Consider the following 18,128-nt stretch of genomic DNA (forward strand, 5'->3'; position numbering starts at 1 on the left):
ATGTCCAATAGCGTATCGAAACTGTTCGCCGCTTTTTTGGCGCTGCTTCTGATGTATGTGGTGCCCTCGGCAGAGCTGGCCAGGCGACAGGATGATTTGTCCCGAATGGTGGTGTATCAGTCGACAACCAAATTTGTGGACAGCGTCCGCACGAAGGGGTATATTACGCCGACGATGTACAATGACTTTCTAAGGGAGCTTGAAGCCACGGGGAATGTATATGACATCGAGATGGAGCATCAGCACAAGAAGTATCATCCGGTGTATGATGATCCAGCCAATCCGGGCTCGTTCCGGAACAGCTATATGGTGGTGTATGATCATTACTATCATGCTGACCTGATCCGTTATCTGTTTCCCGAATCCACCGCGCCGCTGGATGACAGCAGCAGGGTGTACCATCTGACGGCGGGCGATATGTTTCAAATCCAGGTCCGCAGCATCAATCGCACGCCGGGCAAAATTTTTATGGACGCTCTGACAGGCTCCTATTCCGGTGACAAGGCAGCGATCGTTTTTCCATATGGGGGGCTGGTGCTCAATGAAGATTACTGATCTGGCCATTGCGTTTACAGCGATTTTTTTCCCTGTGTTTCTCATTCTTGGCATGCGATCAGACAGTCTGGAGCAGGTTCGGTACGTGGAGATGACGTATACCTCGGCACTCAGAACCGCTGTCCAGGATGGGGCGGCGGTGCTGAATGTGAACGAGGCGCAGCAGTATGAGGCTGCCTATGCTTCGCTTAAATACACGAGAGTTGATAAAGAACAGGCGCTGGAGGCATTCTCTCGAACGCTGTATCACAATATGGGCATCGGGGAGGATCCCGTGGCCCAGGAAGCATTGTGGTGGTACATTCCGGCAGTAGCGGTTATCGATTATGACGGGTATTATGTCTATGCGCTTCAGGATTACGAGGGCCCCGGCGGGGAATCGCTGCTTCAGCATCAATGGACACCGAAAATCCCGTTTGCCTGGACGGATGGCGAGGGAAGCAGCGTTCATTTTTCGCTGGACGAATATGTAGAGGTGTACGAGTCCGGCTCGGGAAGATGGCTTTCGGGTTTCAGGTCAGAGCTTGCACACGATACATCTGTTACGCTGCTCGGTGATAAGGATAGGTTTGATCAGGTGCGGAGAAGGGCGATTGTAAATGCCGTGCAGGAAGACCTTGCGTACTATATTAGCCGCCATAATGAGCTGGCGCTGCGAAACGGCGTTTCGTACCGGTTTGCGCTGCCTGTCATACCGCAGGAAGAGTGGATGAATACGGTGGATGATGTGGGGATGATGGCTTTCATCCAAGGGCTGCCGATAGGAGAACAGCACTACAATAACTATGCATTGGGTGGCGGAAGGCTGGTGAAGTCGCCTGTCTATGTCGGCGGCGTTGATCCGGTCAGCGGGCTGAAATATTACTATCGCAGCTTTTGTCCATATACGTTCGAAGCGATGGAGGTGTTCCCGGGACCGAAAGCGGCAGCTGCCGCAGGCTACATGGAAAGAAGCTGTTCGAATCCCGGGGTGATATAACTCGAAAAATGGTAGTTTCGGCGACGGTTCTTTCTATGCTACAATAAACTCTTGAGTGTGAATGTGTATGTGTCAAGCAGAAACATCATGAATACATCATGAGTTTATTTTATATAAGGAGCTATCATACGCCATGAGTTTATTGACAGTAGAGAACGTATCCCATAACTTCGGGGATCGCGTTCTATTTAAGAATGTTTCCTTCCGCCTTCTGGCTGGCGAGCATGTCGGGCTGGTCGGAGCAAACGGTGTCGGCAAGTCGACATTGATGAATATTCTGACCGGACAGCAGCTGAAGGACAGCGGTAAGGTGGAGTGGACGCCCAAGGTCCGCTACGGCTATCTGGACCAGCACACCAAGCTGACGCCTGGTAAAACGGTGCGCGACGTCTTGAAAGATGCGTTCCTGCCGTTGCTGGAGCTGGAGAAGGAAATGATGGAGATTACCGAGAAAATGGCCGATGCTTCTCCGGAAGAGCTGGAGCTGCTGCTGGAGCAGATGGGTGAAATTCAGGAGCAGCTGGAGATCGGTGACTTCTATCTCATTGACGTGAAGGTTGAAGAGATGGCCAACGGTCTCGGATTGTCTGTCATCGGTCTTGACCGGGATGTTGCAACCTTGAGCGGGGGACAGCGGACCAAGGTGCTGCTGGCCAAGCTGCTGCTGGAGAAGCCGAACGTGCTGCTGCTTGACGAGCCTACGAACTATTTGGACGTGGAGCATATCGAGTGGCTGACGCAATATTTGAAGTCTTATCCGTATGCGTTCATTCTGATCTCCCATGATACGGAGTTTATGAATCAGGTGGTCGATATTATCTATCACCTCGAGTTTGCCAAGCTGACCCGGTATACGGCCAACTATGAGAAGTTTCTGGAGATGGCCGATATCAACAAGAACCAGCATATCGAAGCTTACGAGAAGCAGCAGGAGTTCATCAAGAAGCAGGAGGATTTCATCCAGCGAAACAAGGCGCGCTATTCCACCTCCGGCCGGGCCAAAAGCCGCGAGAAGCAGCTTGAGCGTCTGGAGCGGATCGATCGTCCGGAAGAAGCAGCCAAGCCGGTGTTTAATTTCAAGGAATCCCGTGCCAGCGGCAAGACGGTGTTTGAAGGGATTGACTTTGAGATTGGTTACGATCGGCCGCTTCTGCCGAAGATGAGCATGACGATTGAGCGCGGCGAGAAGATTGCCATTGTCGGCTGCAACGGTGTGGGTAAATCGACGCTGCTGAAGACGATTCTCGGCAAAATCCCGCCGATAAGCGGCAAGGTGTATCAAGGGGATTTCCTGTTCCCTGCTTATTTCGAGCAGGAGGTCAGACCTGGAAATATTACGCCGATTGACGATGTGTGGAATGAGTTCCCGCATCTGAACCAGCATGAGGTGCGTGCTCATCTGGCCCGCTGCGGCTTGAAGAACGAACATATTACCCGTCCGCTTAAAGCGCTGAGCGGTGGTGAGCAGGCGAAGGTGCGCCTGTGCAAGCTGCTGATGCGTGAAAGCAACTGGATTCTGTTTGACGAGCCTACCAACCACCTTGATGTTGTGGCCAAGGAAGAGCTGAAACGGGCACTTAAGGAATACAAAGGCACCATTTTGCTCGTATCCCATGAACCTGATTTTTATGAGGATTGGGTGACAAAAACCTGGAATGTGGAAGACTGGTCTACGAGCAAACAGGTGAAAACAGAGTAACGGGTTAACCGGTGCAAGGTCAGGGGGGAATCGTCCGGACACGCACCTTACATCCCATAAGCAATAACTGAAGATTGCCCTCTCCGTTAGCGATGTGCTGACAGAGAGGGCAATTCATGTCTATGCGCAAGCACGGTGTGACCGCTGTTGCAACTGTGGTATCCTAATAGGATATAAGGAAGCCTGGGAGAAGGGAACGAAACGAATGCAAATCGAAAGCCATGACGAAAACCGTGACGAAAGCAAACCTTTTGCAAATGGTGATGAACAGCAGCAAATGCTATATTCGCGAGCCTATGGTCCCAGCGATGAAGAGCGCTTGAACCGTTATTCCAGACAAGAGCGCTTCGCTCCGTTTGGCAAGGAGGGGCAGCAGCGGTTAAAGCAGAGCCATGCGCTCATTGTCGGCGCCGGAGCGCTCGGAAGCGCGATCGCAGAGACGCTGGTCCGGGCCGGGGTAGGCAAGGTGACGCTGGCGGATCGGGATTATGTGGAGTGGAGCAATCTGCAGCGGCAGCAGCTGTTCACCGAACAGGATGCCGGGGAGCGGTTACCGAAGGCGGTTGCCGCGAAGCGCAGACTTTGCATGATTAACTCCGAGGTTACAGTTGAAGCCAGGGTGCTGGATGTGCGGGCAGGAGAGCTGACAGAGCTGGCTCGTGGTGTGGACGTCATTCTGGATGCGACCGATAATTTTGACACTCGGCTGATCATCAATGATTATTGCTATCAGCAGAGCATCCCCTGGATCTACGGCGGCTGTGTCGGCAGCACCGGCATGAGTTTCACCTTTCGCCCTGGAGCAACCCCGTGTCTGAACTGTCTGCTGGGGGCTGTCCCGTTCGGGGGGGACACATGCGATACGGCTGGCATTTTGCCGCAAGCGGTACAGATGGTAGCCGCCCACCAGACGATGGAGGCGATGAAGCTGTTGTCTGGTCATCCGGAAACGTTACGAGGCAAGATGGTATCATTCGATCTGTGGCGGAATGAAACCCTGGTGTTCGGGGTGGAGCAAGCGAGGAAGGAGGACTGCCCGACTTGTGGTGACAATCCGAGCCATCCATACCTGATGGCGGTCAATACAGAGAAGAGCGAAGTGCTCTGCGGACGCGATACGGTGCAGATCCGCCCGGCACGCCGGGTAGCGCTGAACCTGAGCCAGCTGTCCGAACGATTGAACGCGCTGGGGGAAGGGAAGGCGGCCGCCAATCCGTTCATGGTCATGTATTCACTGGGAGACAAGCGGATCGTTGTTTTTGCTGATGGCCGGGCGCTGATACACGGCACTTCCGATCTCGCAGAGGCGCGCACGATCTACCACCGGTATATTGGAGGATAGCTGACAAAAGGGTGGGCCTGTACACATCCGTATAACACATCCATTTCTCATTTATGAGGAATGGATGTTTTCGTATTGCGGCAATCTAAGGGTTGGAATCAAGAAAAGTGCAACCTTAGATCAATGAAACAGTCCAGAGCTGTATTATAGCGGTACTACATCAGGGTGAAAGCGGGGCGAAGACCTGTGGAAAGACGAATTATGGTAGCTGCAGGTCAAGGTGAAAAAACGGACAGGTATGTCAAGGAATTGGCAGAAGCGGGATACAGCGTTGTGACGGCTTACGACCAGACGGAGGTGCTGACGCTGCTCGAAAGCGGCGGGGCCGAGCTGCTGCTGATTGACAGCGGCCTGCCGGGGATGAACGATTTTGACCTTGTTCGCAGACTGGAGGCCCGGGCGGAGCAGCTTCCGGTCGTCGTCATCGGTCATGACGGCGCAGACGAAGCGGTCCATGCCTTGGAGGCGGGAGCCAATGATTATATTCCCGATCATGGGGATAAACGCGAATTTCTGGCCCGGGTTGCCAATGTGTTCAAGCTTTTTTACGCGCGGCAGAAGGAACAGGAGCGGACGATCCAGATCGGTGATTTAAGGATTGATCCGTCAAGCCGCGAGGTTGTGCGGAGCGGTGAGCTTATTCATCTGACCCAGAGGGAATATAAGCTGCTGCTCTATTTGGCCAAGCGGGCGAATCAAGTCTGCACCCGGGAGGAAATACTGAAGCATGTGTGGGATTTTGATTTTCATACCGGAACGAATGTGGTGGATGTGTACATCTTGCATTTGCGGGAGAAGCTGGATAAAGGTCATAAAACGAAGCTGCTCAGCACGGTTCGCGGAGCGGGTTATATGTTGAAAACACCGCTGCCATCCGATGCGCAGGCCGGAACATAATCGAAAGAAACATGAAAAAGGCCGCCCTCCTAACAGGAAGACGGTCTTTGCTGACTTTGACTTACAGTACGCGGCGTGCTTTCACGTACGTTTTGTTCCAGGTGCCCGAGTTCAGGTTGGAAATCGTTACGCCCGGTTTGCCATAGGTATGCAGAATTTTGCCATTGCCCATGTATACGGCCACGTGTGTGACGTTCGATCCGTTTGAACGGCTGCCGCTGGAGAAGAACACCAGGTCGCCCGTTCTAAGATTGCTTCTGGATACGGCTTTGCCGACTTTGGATTGTGCCGCAGATGTACGGGGTAGATCCACACCGTATTTTTTAAAGATATGCTTCATGAATGAAGAGCAGTCAAACACTTTGGTTGTGCTGGTGGACGCACCGAATTTGTACGGCGTTCCCATATATTTTTTGCCAAAGTTAACAACTTGGCTTCCTTTGCTAGTTGATGCGGCTTCTACCGGGGTTGCCGGAGCCACGGTCAGCAGGGCTCCGAATCCCATTGCTGCGCTCAGGCTGATGACTACAGCTTTCTTCGCCCAATTGTGTCGAGTCATGATGTAATACCTCCATATTGGTTGTTTTCTTTTGCGCTGAACCGAGTATATCAGATTTGAAATCATCTATAATTTGGATAAAACGCGCAAACCCTTGGGCGGCAAGGAATGAAAGCGGAATATTAAAATCTCATTAAAAGTTACAAAATATTAAGAATTCGTTCATTTTCAGATTTGATGAAAATAGAAAAACCCTTGGGAGCCAAGGGTTTTGGTCATGAATAGAGCTGTGGATACGAGCGGATTTTTTGATGACAAAAAAGTAATGATTACTTGTCTTTACTCTGAATAATGAGCAGCAATCCGCCTTCGATCTGAACCGTTCCTTCATCGCCGAGCAGCCGGTTGCTGACGCCAAGGGACTGTCCCATTCGCAGCGTAGCGTTGTGCAGCGGGTATTCAAAGCCGGTCAGTTCGATGCCGGTCACTTCGGGTGTGAGCGGCAGCAGCGACACATAAGTATAGCCTCTCTCTTTCACGATACAGCTGGAGCCGGTCAGGGTAATATAATTGGAGCTGTCCAATATGGAACATTTCACATGATGCTGAAGCCCTCGGATCAGCATATGAATGTTGACAAGGGTATGATCGAGCCTTGAGCCTGTCCCGCCCAGAATCAGAATCGATTCGGGAGATTGGTCGAGCGCATGGTCGAAGGCCATCTCCGTATCGGACGAGTTTTTATCCACCGGATCGCATTCGATCACCTGTCCGCTCTGCTTGCGGACCAGCTCAAGCTGCTCGGGGGTAATGGAATCAAAGTCGCCGACGGCCAGATGCGGCGTCACCCCGTGTTCAATAAGAAACAGGGCGCCTCGGTCGGCACCGATGATGTAATCATCGGGTTTAATCTCATCAATAAACGTTGGTGACAATTCTCCACCGGTAAATATAAGAACACGTGTGCAGTCCATGATTAGAATTCCTCCTTTGTTGTAGGAATTGCCATTGTACTATAGTATAGTAGAGATTCTACGCTTGCACAATTTCAGCAGGCGCGGCTAAAATGGTAGAAGTATATCTTTATGCAGTGAAAGGAACTATCAATTTTGGACTTGCATGTGTTTGACCTTTTCAGCATCATCGGCACGATTGCGTTTGCCATGTCCGGGGCATTCGTTGCCATGGAAGAAGAGTATGACATTCTGGGCGTTATCGTGCTCGGGATGGTGACCGCTTTTGGCGGAGGAATTATCCGCAATGTGCTGATCGGCGTTCCGGTTACAACTTTATGGAGTCAGGGGAATCTGATCCTGCTGGCGCTAGTTTCTGTTATGGTTGCTTTTATCCTTCCGCTGGCCTGGATTCAGCACTGGAAGAAAACCGAGGTGCTGTTTGACGCGATCGGCTTGTCGGCGTTTGCGATCCAGGGGGCGCTGTATGCGGCCCAGATGAATCATCCGCTCAGCGCTGTCCTTGTGGCGGCTGTCCTGACGGGAAGCGGCGGGGGAATCGTCCGTGATCTGCTGGCTGGGCGTAAACCGCTGGTGCTTCGGGATGAAATCTATGCGGTATGGGCGATGCTCGGCGGCGCTGTTATCGGACTTGGCATCGCGAGCTCCACATGGCAGCTGCTGACGCTTTTTATCGTGGTCATTATGTTTCGGATGCTGTCGGTTCATTATAAATGGAGGCTTCCGCGGCGGTCCCTTCAGGCTCAGGGAAGCGTGACGGATAGCGCCAACAGTAAATTGAATCTGTAATGCTGAAAGGAGAGAGGGAATTGGTGTCGGTATTGTTTGTATGTCTGGGGAATATATGTCGGTCGCCGATGGCTGAAGCGGTGTTGAGGCACAAAATTGAACAGCGGGGACTGTCGGGGGCGGTGAAGGTGGATTCGGCCGGGACCGGCGATTGGCATATCGGCAATGTGCCTCATGAGGGTACGCGAAAGCTGCTCGATCGCTGGGGAATCAGCTATGAAGGCATGGTCGCCAGAAAAGTGAAGGAGTCGGACTTGGTCGATTTCGACTATATTATCGGGATGGATGATTCCAACATCAGTAACCTGCGCAAGCTGACTGGCGGAGCGGAGGCGGAAATTATGAAATTCATGGATTTGCTTCCGGAGGAACGGCTGCGCGAGGTGCCCGATCCGTATTTCACCGGCAATTTTGATGAGGTGTATCGACTGATTGATGCCGGATGTGACATCCTGCTGGACAAAATCGTTGCGGAAAAGCTATAATCGTTTCGAATATAAGATGTATGCTTAAAGGGACTCGTTCCCCGAATCGGGTATGAAGAAAGCTGGGCTGCTCTATGCAGGAGCAGAGGACAAGCTTTTTTCATCACAGCAAATTGTAAGCGCTTATCCTATGTAGCTGGCGGTTCTTCCGAAGGGGGCAAGTTCTATCCATAGGGGCGAACCATTGGAGCGGACAAGTCTTGTGATCATATGGGAGGCTTCTCGGTCAGGTATGAGACAGGGGGTCAAAAAAAGATGAACAATGCACATTCCATAAAGAAAAGTTGCGGCTGGCTACCCGAAAGGGCGAACACTTGGGCACCAGGCTTTTCTTGGGATTATAGAGTGAGGTCACCCGGCTGAAGCCGGTCCAGGTTCTCTATCCCGTTAATGCGCGTTTGTTCATCTTTTTTTATCCATGCTATGAAAAGAAATGCGGCCCCTAAAGGGCCGCTGGCCGAAGCCGAGGTATGTTACTCGGCCTTCAGGAAGTAACGAAGGGCGTCCGGCAGCTCCTTCTGCCAGAATCCCCAGATGTGGCGGCCGTCCTTCTCGGAGTAGGATACTGTGGCACCCCGCTCTTCAAACAGATCCCTGGTCGTGCGGTTTAACTCGACAAAGTTATACACGCCCGTGTCCGTTGCATAGCTGTCCTCCTGCAAGCCAACGATCATGTAGACATCGAGCCAGGACAGGTCGCTGTGGATGGAGATCATGCTTTGGGATTTCTCGTAAAAAGCGCCGGAGAGGCTGATCACACGCGTAAACAGCTCCGGATATTGCAGTGCGAGATGGACCGATACGCTTCCGCCGAGCGAGTCGCCGGCCAGCACACGTTCAGATGCATCGCGGCGAACCGGATACTTTTCTTCTATAAAGGGAATAATCTCTTCGGCGAAGCATGACAGATACGCATCGAAGCGGCTGCCAAACGGCGCGTATTCCTCTGTGCGGACTTTGGTGTTCACTTCCACGCCCACGATGATGAAGGGCTCATAGCCTTCTTCCAGAATCAATTGATTGGCCCAGGTGGCAATGCGGCCAAAGTTGAAAAATTCCTCGCCGTCCTGGCAATAGACGACCGGATAGCTGAGCACCTCAATGTAGCCGGGCGGGAGGTAGATGCGGAGGGTCCGATCTTCCTGGAGATGGCGACTGTGGATGACCTCCTTTACAATGGTTCGTTTCAATAATCGTTCATTCGTCATGAGTGATCACCTTTTGGGTTAGTTTTTGAAAAGCTGTATACAATAAGCTAAAATGTACCTGGTTCGCAAGCTGCGCCTGTTGCAGGATCACCCTGCTGTGTTACCCGTAGTTTTTACAACTGTTATAGTATTAACAACGCCCTGTTATACATACAAAAGTCAAGAAATATTAAATTTAACGCCGTATTTCTTTGACGAAAGCAATAAAACAGGTGTATAATAATTCTATAACAGCGGAACTTGATATTCAAATATTTATTGAGGTGAAAAAAATGACCAAGGTTCCTTATGAAGTATACACCGAGGAAGTGGAAACTCTATCCGTACTTTCCCCGGACGGCGAAATCGTAAACAAAGATCTTCTGCCAGAACTATCCGATGATCAATTGAAAGAGATTATGTACCGTATGGTATTTACCCGTACTTGGGACGATCGTGCCGTTAACCTCGGCCGTCAAGGTCGTCTCGGTTTTTATGCGCCTGTATCCGGTCAAGAAGCTACGATGATCGGAAGTGAATTCGCACTAGAGAAAGACGATTTCGTATGCCCGGGCTACCGCGACATGCCGCAAATCGTATGGCACGGCCTTCCGCTTTATCAGGCATTCCTGTATTCCCGCGGCCATCAGCATGGCGGACAAATTCCTGAGGGCGTGAACGTGCTTATGCCTCAAATCATCATCGGTGCGCAAATTTTGCACGCGATGGGGATTGCAATGGGCTACAAATTGAAGAAGCAAAAGCAAGTTGTTATCACATACACCGGTGATGGCGGTTCCTCCGAAGGCGACTTCTACGAGGGTCTGAACTTTGCAGGAGTTTACAAGCTGCCGGTTATTTTCTTTGTACAAAACAACGGCTATGCCATTACAACTCCTTTCTCCAAGCAGACAGCAGCGCTTTCGATCGCTCACAAAGCTGTTGCAGCCGGTATTACTGGCGTGAAGGTTGACGGTATGGACGTGTTTGCTGTTATCAAAGCGGTTCGCGATGCTGCTGAGCGCGCTCGCAATGGCGAAGGCGCCACGCTGATCGAAGCTGTAACTTATCGTTTCCGTCCGCATTCCCTGTCTGACGACGCTACGAAATATCGTACGAAGGAAGAAGAAGGCGAGTGGAACGAGAAGGACCCAATCGCGCGTCTTGCGAAGTATCTGGAGAAGAAAGGCCTGTGGACCGAAGAGGATACAGCTCGCGTGAAAGAGGAAGCAAAAGCGAAAGTGAACGAACAGATCAAAAAGGCTGAGCAAACCGAGAAAATGACCATCCCTGGTCTGATTGACAGCATGTTCGAACATACACCGCATGATCTTGAAGAGCAAAAAGCTGATTTTAAATAAAATCGGCTGCTGCTTCATGCCGCGGTATGAAGCCTTTGGTAGCATATTGATGCCAGTGCGTTGATCTGGCTGACGAGCGATATAAAGCACACATTCCGAAAGTTTATGTGAACTGTAATGTCTAAGGAGGAAATGAAGCAATGGCACAAATGAACATGAAAGAAGCGATTCGCGATGCGATTCGCGTTGAATTGAGCCGCGACCCTAACGTTGTTGTCTTCGGTGAAGACGTTGGTCATGTCGGCGGTGTCTTCCGGGTAACCGAAGGGCTTCAAAAAGAATTCGGGGAAGAGCGCGTATTCGATACGCCGCTGGCTGAATCCGCAATCGGCGGTTTGGCTGTCGGTCTTGGTATTCAGGGCTTCCGTCCGATTGCCGAGATTCAATTCGTCGGATTTATTTTTGAGGCGCTGGACCAGATGGTCGTACAGGCAGCTCGCATGCGTTACCGTTCCGGCGGCCGTTACAACTCGCCAATCGTATTCCGTACTCCATACGGCGGCGGAGTTAAAGCGGCTGAGCTGCACACCGATGCGCTTGAAGGTTTGCTTGCACAATCTCCGGGTATTAAGGTTGTAGTGCCTTCCAACCCATACGATGCCAAAGGCTTGTTGATCTCGGCAATCCGTGACAACGATCCGGTATTTTTCATGGAGCACTTGAACCTGTACCATGCCTTCCGTGCGGAAGTTCCAGAAGGTGACTACACGGTGGAGATCGGCAAGGCGAATGTTGTTCGCGAAGGTTCCGACGTTACCATTATCGCTTATGGCATGATGGTACACACCGCTGCCAAAGCAGCTGAAGAGCTTGAAAAGAACGGTATTAAAGCCGAGATTATCGACCTGCGTACCGTTTCTCCTATCGATATTGACACGATCGTGGCTTCTGTTAAGAAGACAAACCGCGCTATCGTCGTTCAGGAAGCGCAGAAATCTTCCGGCGTCGCTGCCGAAGTGATTGCACAAATCAACGAAAAGGCGATCCTGCATCTGGAAGCCCCAGTGCTTCGCGTTGCACCGCCGGATACTGTATATCCATTCGCTCAAATTGAGGATGCCTGGCTGCCTACTCCTGCACGCATCGTAGAGGCCGTTAACAAAGTCTTGAATTTCTAATCGCAGCAAATTTCTAGGGAGGTTTTACAGTGGCAAAATTTGAATATCGTTTCCCAGAGCTGGGTGAAGGGCTGCATGAAGGTGAAATCATCAAAATGCACATCAAGCCTGGCGACAAAGTAACAGACGACGACATCATCATGGAAGTACAGAACGACAAGGCAGTCGTGGAAGTTCCTTGTCCCGTAAACGGTACGGTTCAGGAGGTTTTTGCCAAGGACGGTCAAGTGTGCCGTGTCGGTGAAGTTGTTGCTGTTATCGATGCTGAAGGTGACATTCCGGATCAAGGCGGTCATGCTGACGAGCAAGCGGCTCAAGAAGCTGACGCAGCTCAAGGCAGTGCGGATACTACCTCTTCTCCTGCTCAAAACGCTCCGTCGGATGCGAAGCAGGGCGAAGCTGGCGCTGCAGCAGCACCGGCTGCACCTAACCGTGAAGTGTTGGCGACGCCAAGCGTTCGCAAGTTTGCTCGCGAGCAAGGCGTTGACATTGCTCAAGTGCAAGGCACTGGCAACAACGGCAAAGTGACTCGCGAGGATGTGGAAGCATTCAAGAACGGCGGCGGTCAAGCAGCAGCGGCAGCTCCTGCGCAAGAAGCGACTTCCGGTACTGCAGCAGCAGCTCCAGCAGTTGATGCACGTGCTGAAGAAGAACGCGTTCCGTTCAAGGGCATCCGCAAAGCGATCTCCAATGCGATGGTTAAATCGGCATACACCGCTCCGCACGTTACGATTATGGACGAAGTGGATGTAACCGAGCTGGTGGCGTTCCGTACGCGCATGAAGCCAATCGCAGAGAAGAAAGGCACGAAAGTGACCTATCTGCCATTCATCGTTAAAGCGCTCGTTGCGGCTTGCCGTCAATTCCCTGCGCTCAACGCGATGATCGACGAAGAAGCGAACGAGATCGTATACAAAAAGTACTACCACATCGGTATCGCTACTGACACAGACAACGGCCTGATCGTGCCGGTTATCAAGGATGCTGACCGTAAGAGCATCTGGATGATCGCTGACAGCATCCGTGATCTGGCTGCTCGTGGACGCGAAGGAAAACTCGGTCCGAACGAAATGAAAGGCAGCACCATTTCCATCACTAACATCGGTTCCGCTGGCGGTATGTTCTTCACTCCGATCATCAACTTCCCAGAAGTTGCGATTCTCGGAACAGGACGTATCTCGGAGAAAGCCGTTGTGAAGAACGGCGAAGTTGTGGCTGCTCCAGTGATGGCGCTGTCCCTGAGCTTCGACCACCGCATCATCGATGGTGCAACAGCACAAAACTTTATGAACTATATTAAAGAGCTGCTCGCAAACCCTGAGCTGCTTGTTATGGAGGTGTAACTAATGGTAGTAGGAGATGCTTCTCTTGATATCGATACACTAGTCATTGGTGCTGGACCTGGAGGTTACGTGGCGGCGATTCGTGCCGCCCAGCTGGGTCAAAAGGTACTGATCGTGGATAAATCTGAGGTTGGCGGCGTGTGCTTGAACCGCGGCTGTATTCCTTCCAAAGCGCTGATCTCGGCTGCTCATCAATTTGAGCAAGCTAGCCATGCAAGCCAGTTCGGCGTGAACGTTGAAAACGTAAGCGTGGATTTCAGCAAAACACAGGAGTTCAAGAACAGTGTTGTCAAAAAGCTGACCGGCGGCGTTGGTTCCTTGCTGAAAGGCAACAAGGTTGAAATTTTCAAAGGCGAGTGCATGTTCATCAACGAGAACGAAGCGCGTGTGTTTAATGAAAACGAGTCTCCGCGCTATCGCTTCAAAAACTGCATCATCGCTACAGGTTCCCGTCCAATCGAGCTGAAAGCATTCCCGTTTGGCGGACGGATTCTGTCCTCCACCGAAGCGCTTGAGCTTGAAGAACTGCCGAAGAGCCTTATCGTGATCGGCGGTGGATACATCGGTGCTGAGCTGGGTCAAATGTTCTCCAAATTCGGCACGAAAGTAACCATCATTGAAGGTATGGAATCCATCCTGAACGGATTCGATCCGGATATGACCAAACTGGTTGCGAAGAACATGCAAAAAACCGGCGTGGAAATCGTAACTAACGCGAAAGCGGAAAGCGCAGAGCAAACCGACAAGGACGTGACTGTGAAGTACTCCGTTAACGGCGAAACGAAAGAAGTGACCGCAGACTACCTGCTGGTGACTGTCGGCCGTCGTCCTAACACGGACGGAGAGCTCGGTCTTGATCTGATCAACATCGAAATGACCGATCGCGGTCTGATCAAAGTTGACCATCAAGGACGCACCAACCATCCGCATATCTTTGCGATCGGTGACGTTGTTCCTGGACCAGCTCTGGCACACAAAGCTTCCTACGAAGGTAAAGTGGCTGCTGAAGCAATCGCAGGCCTGCCATCCGTGGTGGACTACAAATGCGTACCGGCAGTGGCTTTCACAGATCCAGAATGCTCCAGCGTAGGTCTGACGGAAGCGCAAGCGAAAGAGCAAGGCTACAAAGCGAAATCCGCGAAGTTCCCGTTTGCGGGTAACGGACGCGCATTGTCCTTGAACAGCCCTGACGGTTTCGTGAAAATCGTTGCTGACGAAGAAACAGGTCTTGTTCTGGGTGCTCACATCGCAGGTATCGAAGCTTCCAACCTGATTGCTGAGCTTGGTCTCGCAATCGAAATGGGTGCAACGCTTGAGGATATCGCATTGACTATCCATGCTCACCCAACGCTTGGTGAAATCGTGGCGGAAAGTGCCGAGCTTGTTCTTGGCCATCCAATTCACGTGGTAGCACCGCGCAAGTAAGGACTGATTCATCAAGGACCTCATGTGTTCTATACGGAGGCTGCCTCGGCCGGGTTGTCATGACCTGGCCTGGGCAGTCTTTTTTTATATCAATGTATGTGACTGAAAAGTAGCGTTATGATAAACTATGAGCTAAGACATCAGGACGAAGAAGGTAGGTTGTAGGATGAGAAATTACTTGGAACTGCTGCAGGATATTATGGACAATGGCGTGAAGAAAGAGGACCGCACCGGGACCGGGACATTGTCGGTTTTCGGGCGTCAGCTCCGGTTTGATCTATCCCAAGGCTTCCCCCTTGTGACAACGAAGCGGATTCATATCAAGTCTGTGGTGCATGAGCTGCTCTGGTTCCTCAGAGGGGACACGAACATCCATTATCTGAAGGAGAACGGGGTGCGCATCTGGGACGAGTGGGCGGATGCGAACGGGGATTTGGGCCCGGTGTACGGCTCGCAGTGGCGCGCCTGGGAGGCCCCGGACGGCCGTAAAATCGATCAGATTGCAAACGTGATTGAAGCCATCAAGAACAACCCGGACTCCAGACGCCATATGGTCAGCGCATGGAATGTGGCGGAGATCGACAATATGAAGCTGCCGCCATGCCATTTCGTATTTCAGTTCTATGTAGCCGAAGGCAAACTCTCCTGCATGCTGACGATGCGTTCGGTGGATACGTTCCTCGGGCTTCCGTTCAACATCGCCAGCTATGCGCTCTTGACCCACATGGTCGCCCAGCAATGTGATCTTGAGCCAGGTGAATTCATCTGGTCCGGCGGGGATGTACACATTTATCTCAACCATCTGGAGCAGGTGAAGACCCAGCTTGCGCGTGAGCCGTACGCGCTTCCGAAGCTGATCATCAAGCGCAAGCCAGATAGCATTTTCGATTACCAATATGAAGATTTCGAGTTTGAGGGTTATCAGCATCATCCAACGATCAAAGCAGAGGTAGCCGTCTAAACAAACACGCTTCGTGCGGATCAGACTTATCTTGCATCCATGACCCGTGCAGGAGAACCCCGCAGTTAATGATGAAAGGAGGTTGTTTATGACGATATCGATGATATGGGCAATGGGGAAAGACCAGGTGATTGGCCGAAATGGAGGCATGCCGTGGCATTTGCCGAAAGATATGGCGTATTTCAAAAGAATGACGCTAAACAAGCCAATCCTGATGGGCAGGAAAACATGGGAATCGTTCGGCAGCAAGCCGCTCCCGAACCGGACCAACATTGTGCTGACGCGCGATCCGGGCTTTCAGCTGAAGCCGGAGGAAGGTATCGTCATCCATGAGCTGGAAGATGCGCTCGCTTATGAGGGCGAGCAGGAGCTGATGGTCATCGGCGGTGCGCAAATCTATGAGCTCATGCTGCCAAAAGCGGATCGGCTCTATGTCACTTTTATCGACCATGCGTTTGAAGGGGACACCTTCTTCCCGGAAGTGAACTGGGAGGAATGGCAGGTGGTAGAAGAGGTGCCGGGCATCACGGACGAGAACAATCCATACCGCTATCGCTTTGTCACCTATGAGCGCAAGGTTCGCAAATAAGAGGCCATAAATTCCTGCTCCCTGATATTACTATCGCCGATAGAGACTTTTATAGTCGAAAAATACAAATGATCATGCATATAATCCATTTAACATGCAAAAAGTGAAGTGCTACTATATCTCTAATGTTTATACATGAAGTTGTTTATTTAGCCAGGAACCGCAAGCTTTCGGCAGACTGATAAAAATTTTACTTGGCATAAATAAAAAAGTTGTATCAGCTTCTTCACGGTTTCTTCGATATAAATCGATCGGTTATTGTTGATTTATGATATGATATTTTGTACATGTATTTCACCAGTGATAGAACGGATGGGGGTAAAAGCAGTATGTCAACACCAACAGGATTTATGGAATATCAGCGTCAGCTACCGGCAGACCGGGATCCGGCAGAGCGCGTTAAAGACTGGGAAGAGTTTCATAAACATTTAGAAGAAGAAGAGCTTCAGACCCAGGGAGCACGTTGTATGGACTGTGGTACGCCATACTGCCACACAGGTATCGACATGATTGGCGGAACGTCCGGGTGTCCGATTCACAATTTGATTCCGGAATGGAACAACCTCGTATACCGCGGGTTATGGAGAGAAGCGCTGGAGCGTCTGCACAAGACCAACAACTTCCCTGAGTTTACCGGACGCGTGTGTCCTGCGCCTTGCGAAGGCTCCTGTACGGTAGGATTGATCGGCCAGCCCGTGACGATCAAATCGATTGAGCAGGCGATTATTGACAAGGGCTTCGAAGAGGGCTGGGTCGTTCCTGAGCCGCCTGAGAAGCGCACAGGGCGTCGTATCGCCATCGTTGGCTCCGGACCTGCGGGTCTGGCTGCAGCGGCCCAGCTGAACAAAGCAGGCCACTCTGTGACCGTGTTCGAGCGTTCCGACCGGGTAGGCGGACTGCTTACGTACGGCATTCCGTCGATGAAGCTGGACAAGGGCGTTGTACAGCGCCGTGTGGATCTGCTGGCGGCCGAAGGCGTGGAGTTCGTGGTGAACACCGAGATTGGCAAAGACATCCCGGCACAGCAGCTTGTGGATGAGTATGATGCGGTCGTTCTGTGCGGTGGTGCAACAAAGCCGCGTGAATTCAACATTGAAGGCAGCGATTTGAAAGGCGTTCATTATGCGATGGACTACCTGAATGGCACGATCAAGAGCTACCTTGACTCCGGTCTTCAGGATGGAAATTATATTTCCGCTAAAGACAAGGACGTTATCGTCATCGGGGGCGGGGACACCGGCTCTGACTGTGTGGCAACCGCACTTCGTCACGGCTGCCGGAGTGTCACCCAGTTCGGTACGCACAAGCGTCCACCGCTGGAGCGCGATCCGATTGCCAACCCGTGGCCGCAATTCCCGAATGTGTATACCCTCGATTATGCACATGAGGAAGCGAAGGCGCTGTTCGGCGAAGATCCGCGTGAGTTCTCGATCATGACGACCAAATTTGTCGGCGACGAGAACGGCAACCTGAAAGAGCTTCATACGGTTCAAATCGAGCGGATCGTGGATGAAACCGGCCGCAAAATCTATCAGCCGATTCCGGGCACGGAAAAAGTATTCCCGGCTCAGATGGCGCTGATCGCAATCGGCTTCGACGGACCAGAGCAAACGCTGGTTCAGCAGCTGGGGCTGGAGACAGACCGCCGCACGAACGTGAAGGCGCCTTACGGCAAATATACCACCAATGTTGACAAGGTGTTTGCTGCCGGGGATATGCGCCGGGGCCAAAGCCTGGTTGTATGGGCGATCAACGAAGGCCGCGAGGTGGCTCGCGAGGTTGACAAGTATTTGATGGGCTCTACGGTTTTGGTTTAATCCAATCCGAAAATATGATATATTAATAGATACAGATAAGGACTTCGCGCTGGCGAAGTCCTTTTTTAGAGGCAAGGATATGTTTAATCTTGCCAATATCGACAATGA

At 51.6% G+C, this 18,128-nt stretch carries 17 protein-coding genes; 14 read left to right on the forward strand and 3 right to left on the reverse strand.

Translation table 11 applies throughout. The features are described 5' to 3' along the window. The 5 genes from CHH67_RS03885 to CHH67_RS03905 all read left to right on the forward strand — a co-directional run bounded on the left by CHH67_RS03885 (nt 1) and on the right by CHH67_RS03905 (nt 5,472). Nucleotides 1-555 (forward strand): hypothetical protein, encoded by a 555-nt coding sequence (locus CHH67_RS03885; protein WP_095263678.1) that lies wholly within the window; start codon nt 1-3, stop codon nt 553-555. Then, a complete protein-coding gene (locus tag CHH67_RS03890) occupies nt 542-1,534 on the forward strand; it encodes a hypothetical protein (RefSeq protein WP_095263679.1) in 993 nt (330 codons plus the stop codon). Before CHH67_RS03885 ends, CHH67_RS03890 begins: the two co-directional genes overlap by 14 nt. 133 nt (nt 1,535-1,667) lie before the next feature. Next, a complete protein-coding gene (locus tag CHH67_RS03895) occupies nt 1,668-3,233 on the forward strand; it encodes an ABC-F family ATP-binding cassette domain-containing protein (RefSeq protein ID WP_095263680.1) in 1,566 nt (521 codons plus the stop codon). Between the two features lie 277 nt (nt 3,234-3,510). Continuing rightward, nucleotides 3,511-4,575 carry a ThiF family adenylyltransferase gene (locus CHH67_RS03900; RefSeq protein ID WP_095263765.1) on the forward strand — a complete coding sequence of 355 codons (1,065 nt, stop codon included), beginning with the start codon at nt 3,511-3,513 and terminating at the stop codon, nt 4,573-4,575. Nucleotides 4,576-4,761: 186 nt separating this feature from the next. After that, entirely contained in the window at nt 4,762-5,472 is a 711-nt protein-coding gene (locus tag CHH67_RS03905) for a response regulator transcription factor (RefSeq protein WP_244908075.1), read from the forward strand. Between the two features lie 61 nt (nt 5,473-5,533). Here the strand turns inward: CHH67_RS03905 and CHH67_RS03910 are convergent, their stop codons facing one another. After that, complete coding sequence (locus CHH67_RS03910) at nt 5,534-6,031, reverse strand: C40 family peptidase (RefSeq protein ID WP_095263682.1); 498 nt, start codon at nt 6,029-6,031, stop codon at nt 5,534-5,536. Between the two features lie 269 nt (nt 6,032-6,300). Beyond that, nucleotides 6,301-6,945 carry a thiamine diphosphokinase gene (locus tag CHH67_RS03915; protein ID WP_095263683.1) on the reverse strand — a complete coding sequence of 215 codons (645 nt, stop codon included), beginning with the start codon at nt 6,943-6,945 and terminating at the stop codon, nt 6,301-6,303. A gap of 141 nt (nt 6,946-7,086) precedes the next feature. Here CHH67_RS03915 and CHH67_RS03920 point away from each other — a divergent pair, with 141 nt between their 5' ends. Further along, nucleotides 7,087-7,734 carry a trimeric intracellular cation channel family protein gene (locus tag CHH67_RS03920; RefSeq protein WP_095263766.1) on the forward strand — a complete coding sequence of 216 codons (648 nt, stop codon included), beginning with the start codon at nt 7,087-7,089 and terminating at the stop codon, nt 7,732-7,734. A gap of 20 nt (nt 7,735-7,754) precedes the next feature. Next, nucleotides 7,755-8,219: a low molecular weight protein-tyrosine-phosphatase gene (locus tag CHH67_RS03925; protein WP_095263684.1), complete on the forward strand. Its 465-nt coding sequence runs from the start codon at nt 7,755-7,757 to the stop codon at nt 8,217-8,219. 473 nt (nt 8,220-8,692) lie between these two features. Here the strand turns inward: CHH67_RS03925 and CHH67_RS03930 are convergent, their stop codons facing one another. After that, nucleotides 8,693-9,427 carry an alpha/beta hydrolase gene (locus CHH67_RS03930; protein WP_095263685.1) on the reverse strand — a complete coding sequence of 245 codons (735 nt, stop codon included), beginning with the start codon at nt 9,425-9,427 and terminating at the stop codon, nt 8,693-8,695. Between the two features lie 272 nt (nt 9,428-9,699). Between CHH67_RS03930 and pdhA the strand changes: the two genes are divergently transcribed. From pdhA to CHH67_RS03965, 7 genes are all read left to right on the forward strand, one after another. Next, on the forward strand, nt 9,700-10,767 hold the full coding sequence (gene pdhA / locus CHH67_RS03935; RefSeq protein ID WP_095263686.1) for a pyruvate dehydrogenase (acetyl-transferring) E1 component subunit alpha: 1,068 nt from the start codon (nt 9,700-9,702) through the stop codon (nt 10,765-10,767). A gap of 140 nt (nt 10,768-10,907) precedes the next feature. Next, a complete protein-coding gene (locus CHH67_RS03940) occupies nt 10,908-11,885 on the forward strand; it encodes an alpha-ketoacid dehydrogenase subunit beta (RefSeq protein ID WP_095263687.1) in 978 nt (325 codons plus the stop codon). A 29-nt stretch (nt 11,886-11,914) separates the two neighbouring features. Beyond that, a complete protein-coding gene (locus CHH67_RS03945) occupies nt 11,915-13,228 on the forward strand; it encodes a dihydrolipoamide acetyltransferase family protein (RefSeq protein WP_095263688.1) in 1,314 nt (437 codons plus the stop codon). A 3-nt stretch (nt 13,229-13,231) separates the two neighbouring features. Continuing rightward, a complete protein-coding gene (lpdA, locus tag CHH67_RS03950; protein ID WP_095263689.1) occupies nt 13,232-14,653 on the forward strand; it encodes a dihydrolipoyl dehydrogenase in 1,422 nt (473 codons plus the stop codon). A gap of 166 nt (nt 14,654-14,819) precedes the next feature. Continuing rightward, the gene (gene thyA / locus CHH67_RS03955; RefSeq protein WP_095263690.1) at nt 14,820-15,614 is read left to right on the forward strand and encodes a thymidylate synthase; all 795 of its coding nucleotides are present in this window, start codon (nt 14,820-14,822) and stop codon (nt 15,612-15,614) included. Nucleotides 15,615-15,702: 88 nt separating this feature from the next. Further along, entirely contained in the window at nt 15,703-16,203 is a 501-nt protein-coding gene (locus CHH67_RS03960; RefSeq protein ID WP_095263691.1) for a dihydrofolate reductase, read from the forward strand. A gap of 329 nt (nt 16,204-16,532) precedes the next feature. Then, nucleotides 16,533-18,020 carry a glutamate synthase subunit beta gene (locus tag CHH67_RS03965; RefSeq protein WP_095263692.1) on the forward strand — a complete coding sequence of 496 codons (1,488 nt, stop codon included), beginning with the start codon at nt 16,533-16,535 and terminating at the stop codon, nt 18,018-18,020. Nucleotides 18,021-18,128 lie beyond the last annotated feature (108 nt).

This window comes from Paenibacillus campinasensis (assembly GCF_002272015.1).
Lineage (GTDB): Bacteria > Bacillota > Bacilli > Paenibacillales > Paenibacillaceae > Paenibacillus_AQ > Paenibacillus_AQ campinasensis.

Bases quoted from the DNA above. Each gene is read 5' to 3' on its own strand.
- CHH67_RS03890 (WP_095263679.1), top strand. From the start codon at position 542: ATGAAGATTACTGATCTGGCCATTGCGTTTACAGCGATTTTTTTCCCT.
- CHH67_RS03915 (WP_095263683.1), bottom strand. From the start codon at position 6,945: ATGGACTGCACACGTGTTCTTATATTTACCGGTGGAGAATTGTCACCA.
- lpdA (WP_095263689.1), top strand. From the start codon at position 13,232: ATGGTAGTAGGAGATGCTTCTCTTGATATCGATACACTAGTCATTGGT.
- CHH67_RS03930 (WP_095263685.1), bottom strand. From the start codon at position 9,427: ATGACGAATGAACGATTATTGAAACGAACCATTGTAAAGGAGGTCATC.
- thyA (WP_095263690.1), top strand. From the start codon at position 14,820: ATGAGAAATTACTTGGAACTGCTGCAGGATATTATGGACAATGGCGTG.
- CHH67_RS03960 (WP_095263691.1), top strand. From the start codon at position 15,703: ATGACGATATCGATGATATGGGCAATGGGGAAAGACCAGGTGATTGGC.
- CHH67_RS03965 (WP_095263692.1), top strand. From the start codon at position 16,533: ATGTCAACACCAACAGGATTTATGGAATATCAGCGTCAGCTACCGGCA.
- CHH67_RS03900 (WP_095263765.1), top strand. From the start codon at position 3,511: ATGCTATATTCGCGAGCCTATGGTCCCAGCGATGAAGAGCGCTTGAAC.
- pdhA (WP_095263686.1), top strand. From the start codon at position 9,700: ATGACCAAGGTTCCTTATGAAGTATACACCGAGGAAGTGGAAACTCTA.
- CHH67_RS03885 (WP_095263678.1), top strand. From the start codon at position 1: ATGTCCAATAGCGTATCGAAACTGTTCGCCGCTTTTTTGGCGCTGCTT.
- CHH67_RS03910 (WP_095263682.1), bottom strand. From the start codon at position 6,031: ATGACTCGACACAATTGGGCGAAGAAAGCTGTAGTCATCAGCCTGAGC.
- CHH67_RS03940 (WP_095263687.1), top strand. From the start codon at position 10,908: ATGGCACAAATGAACATGAAAGAAGCGATTCGCGATGCGATTCGCGTT.
- CHH67_RS03895 (WP_095263680.1), top strand. From the start codon at position 1,668: ATGAGTTTATTGACAGTAGAGAACGTATCCCATAACTTCGGGGATCGC.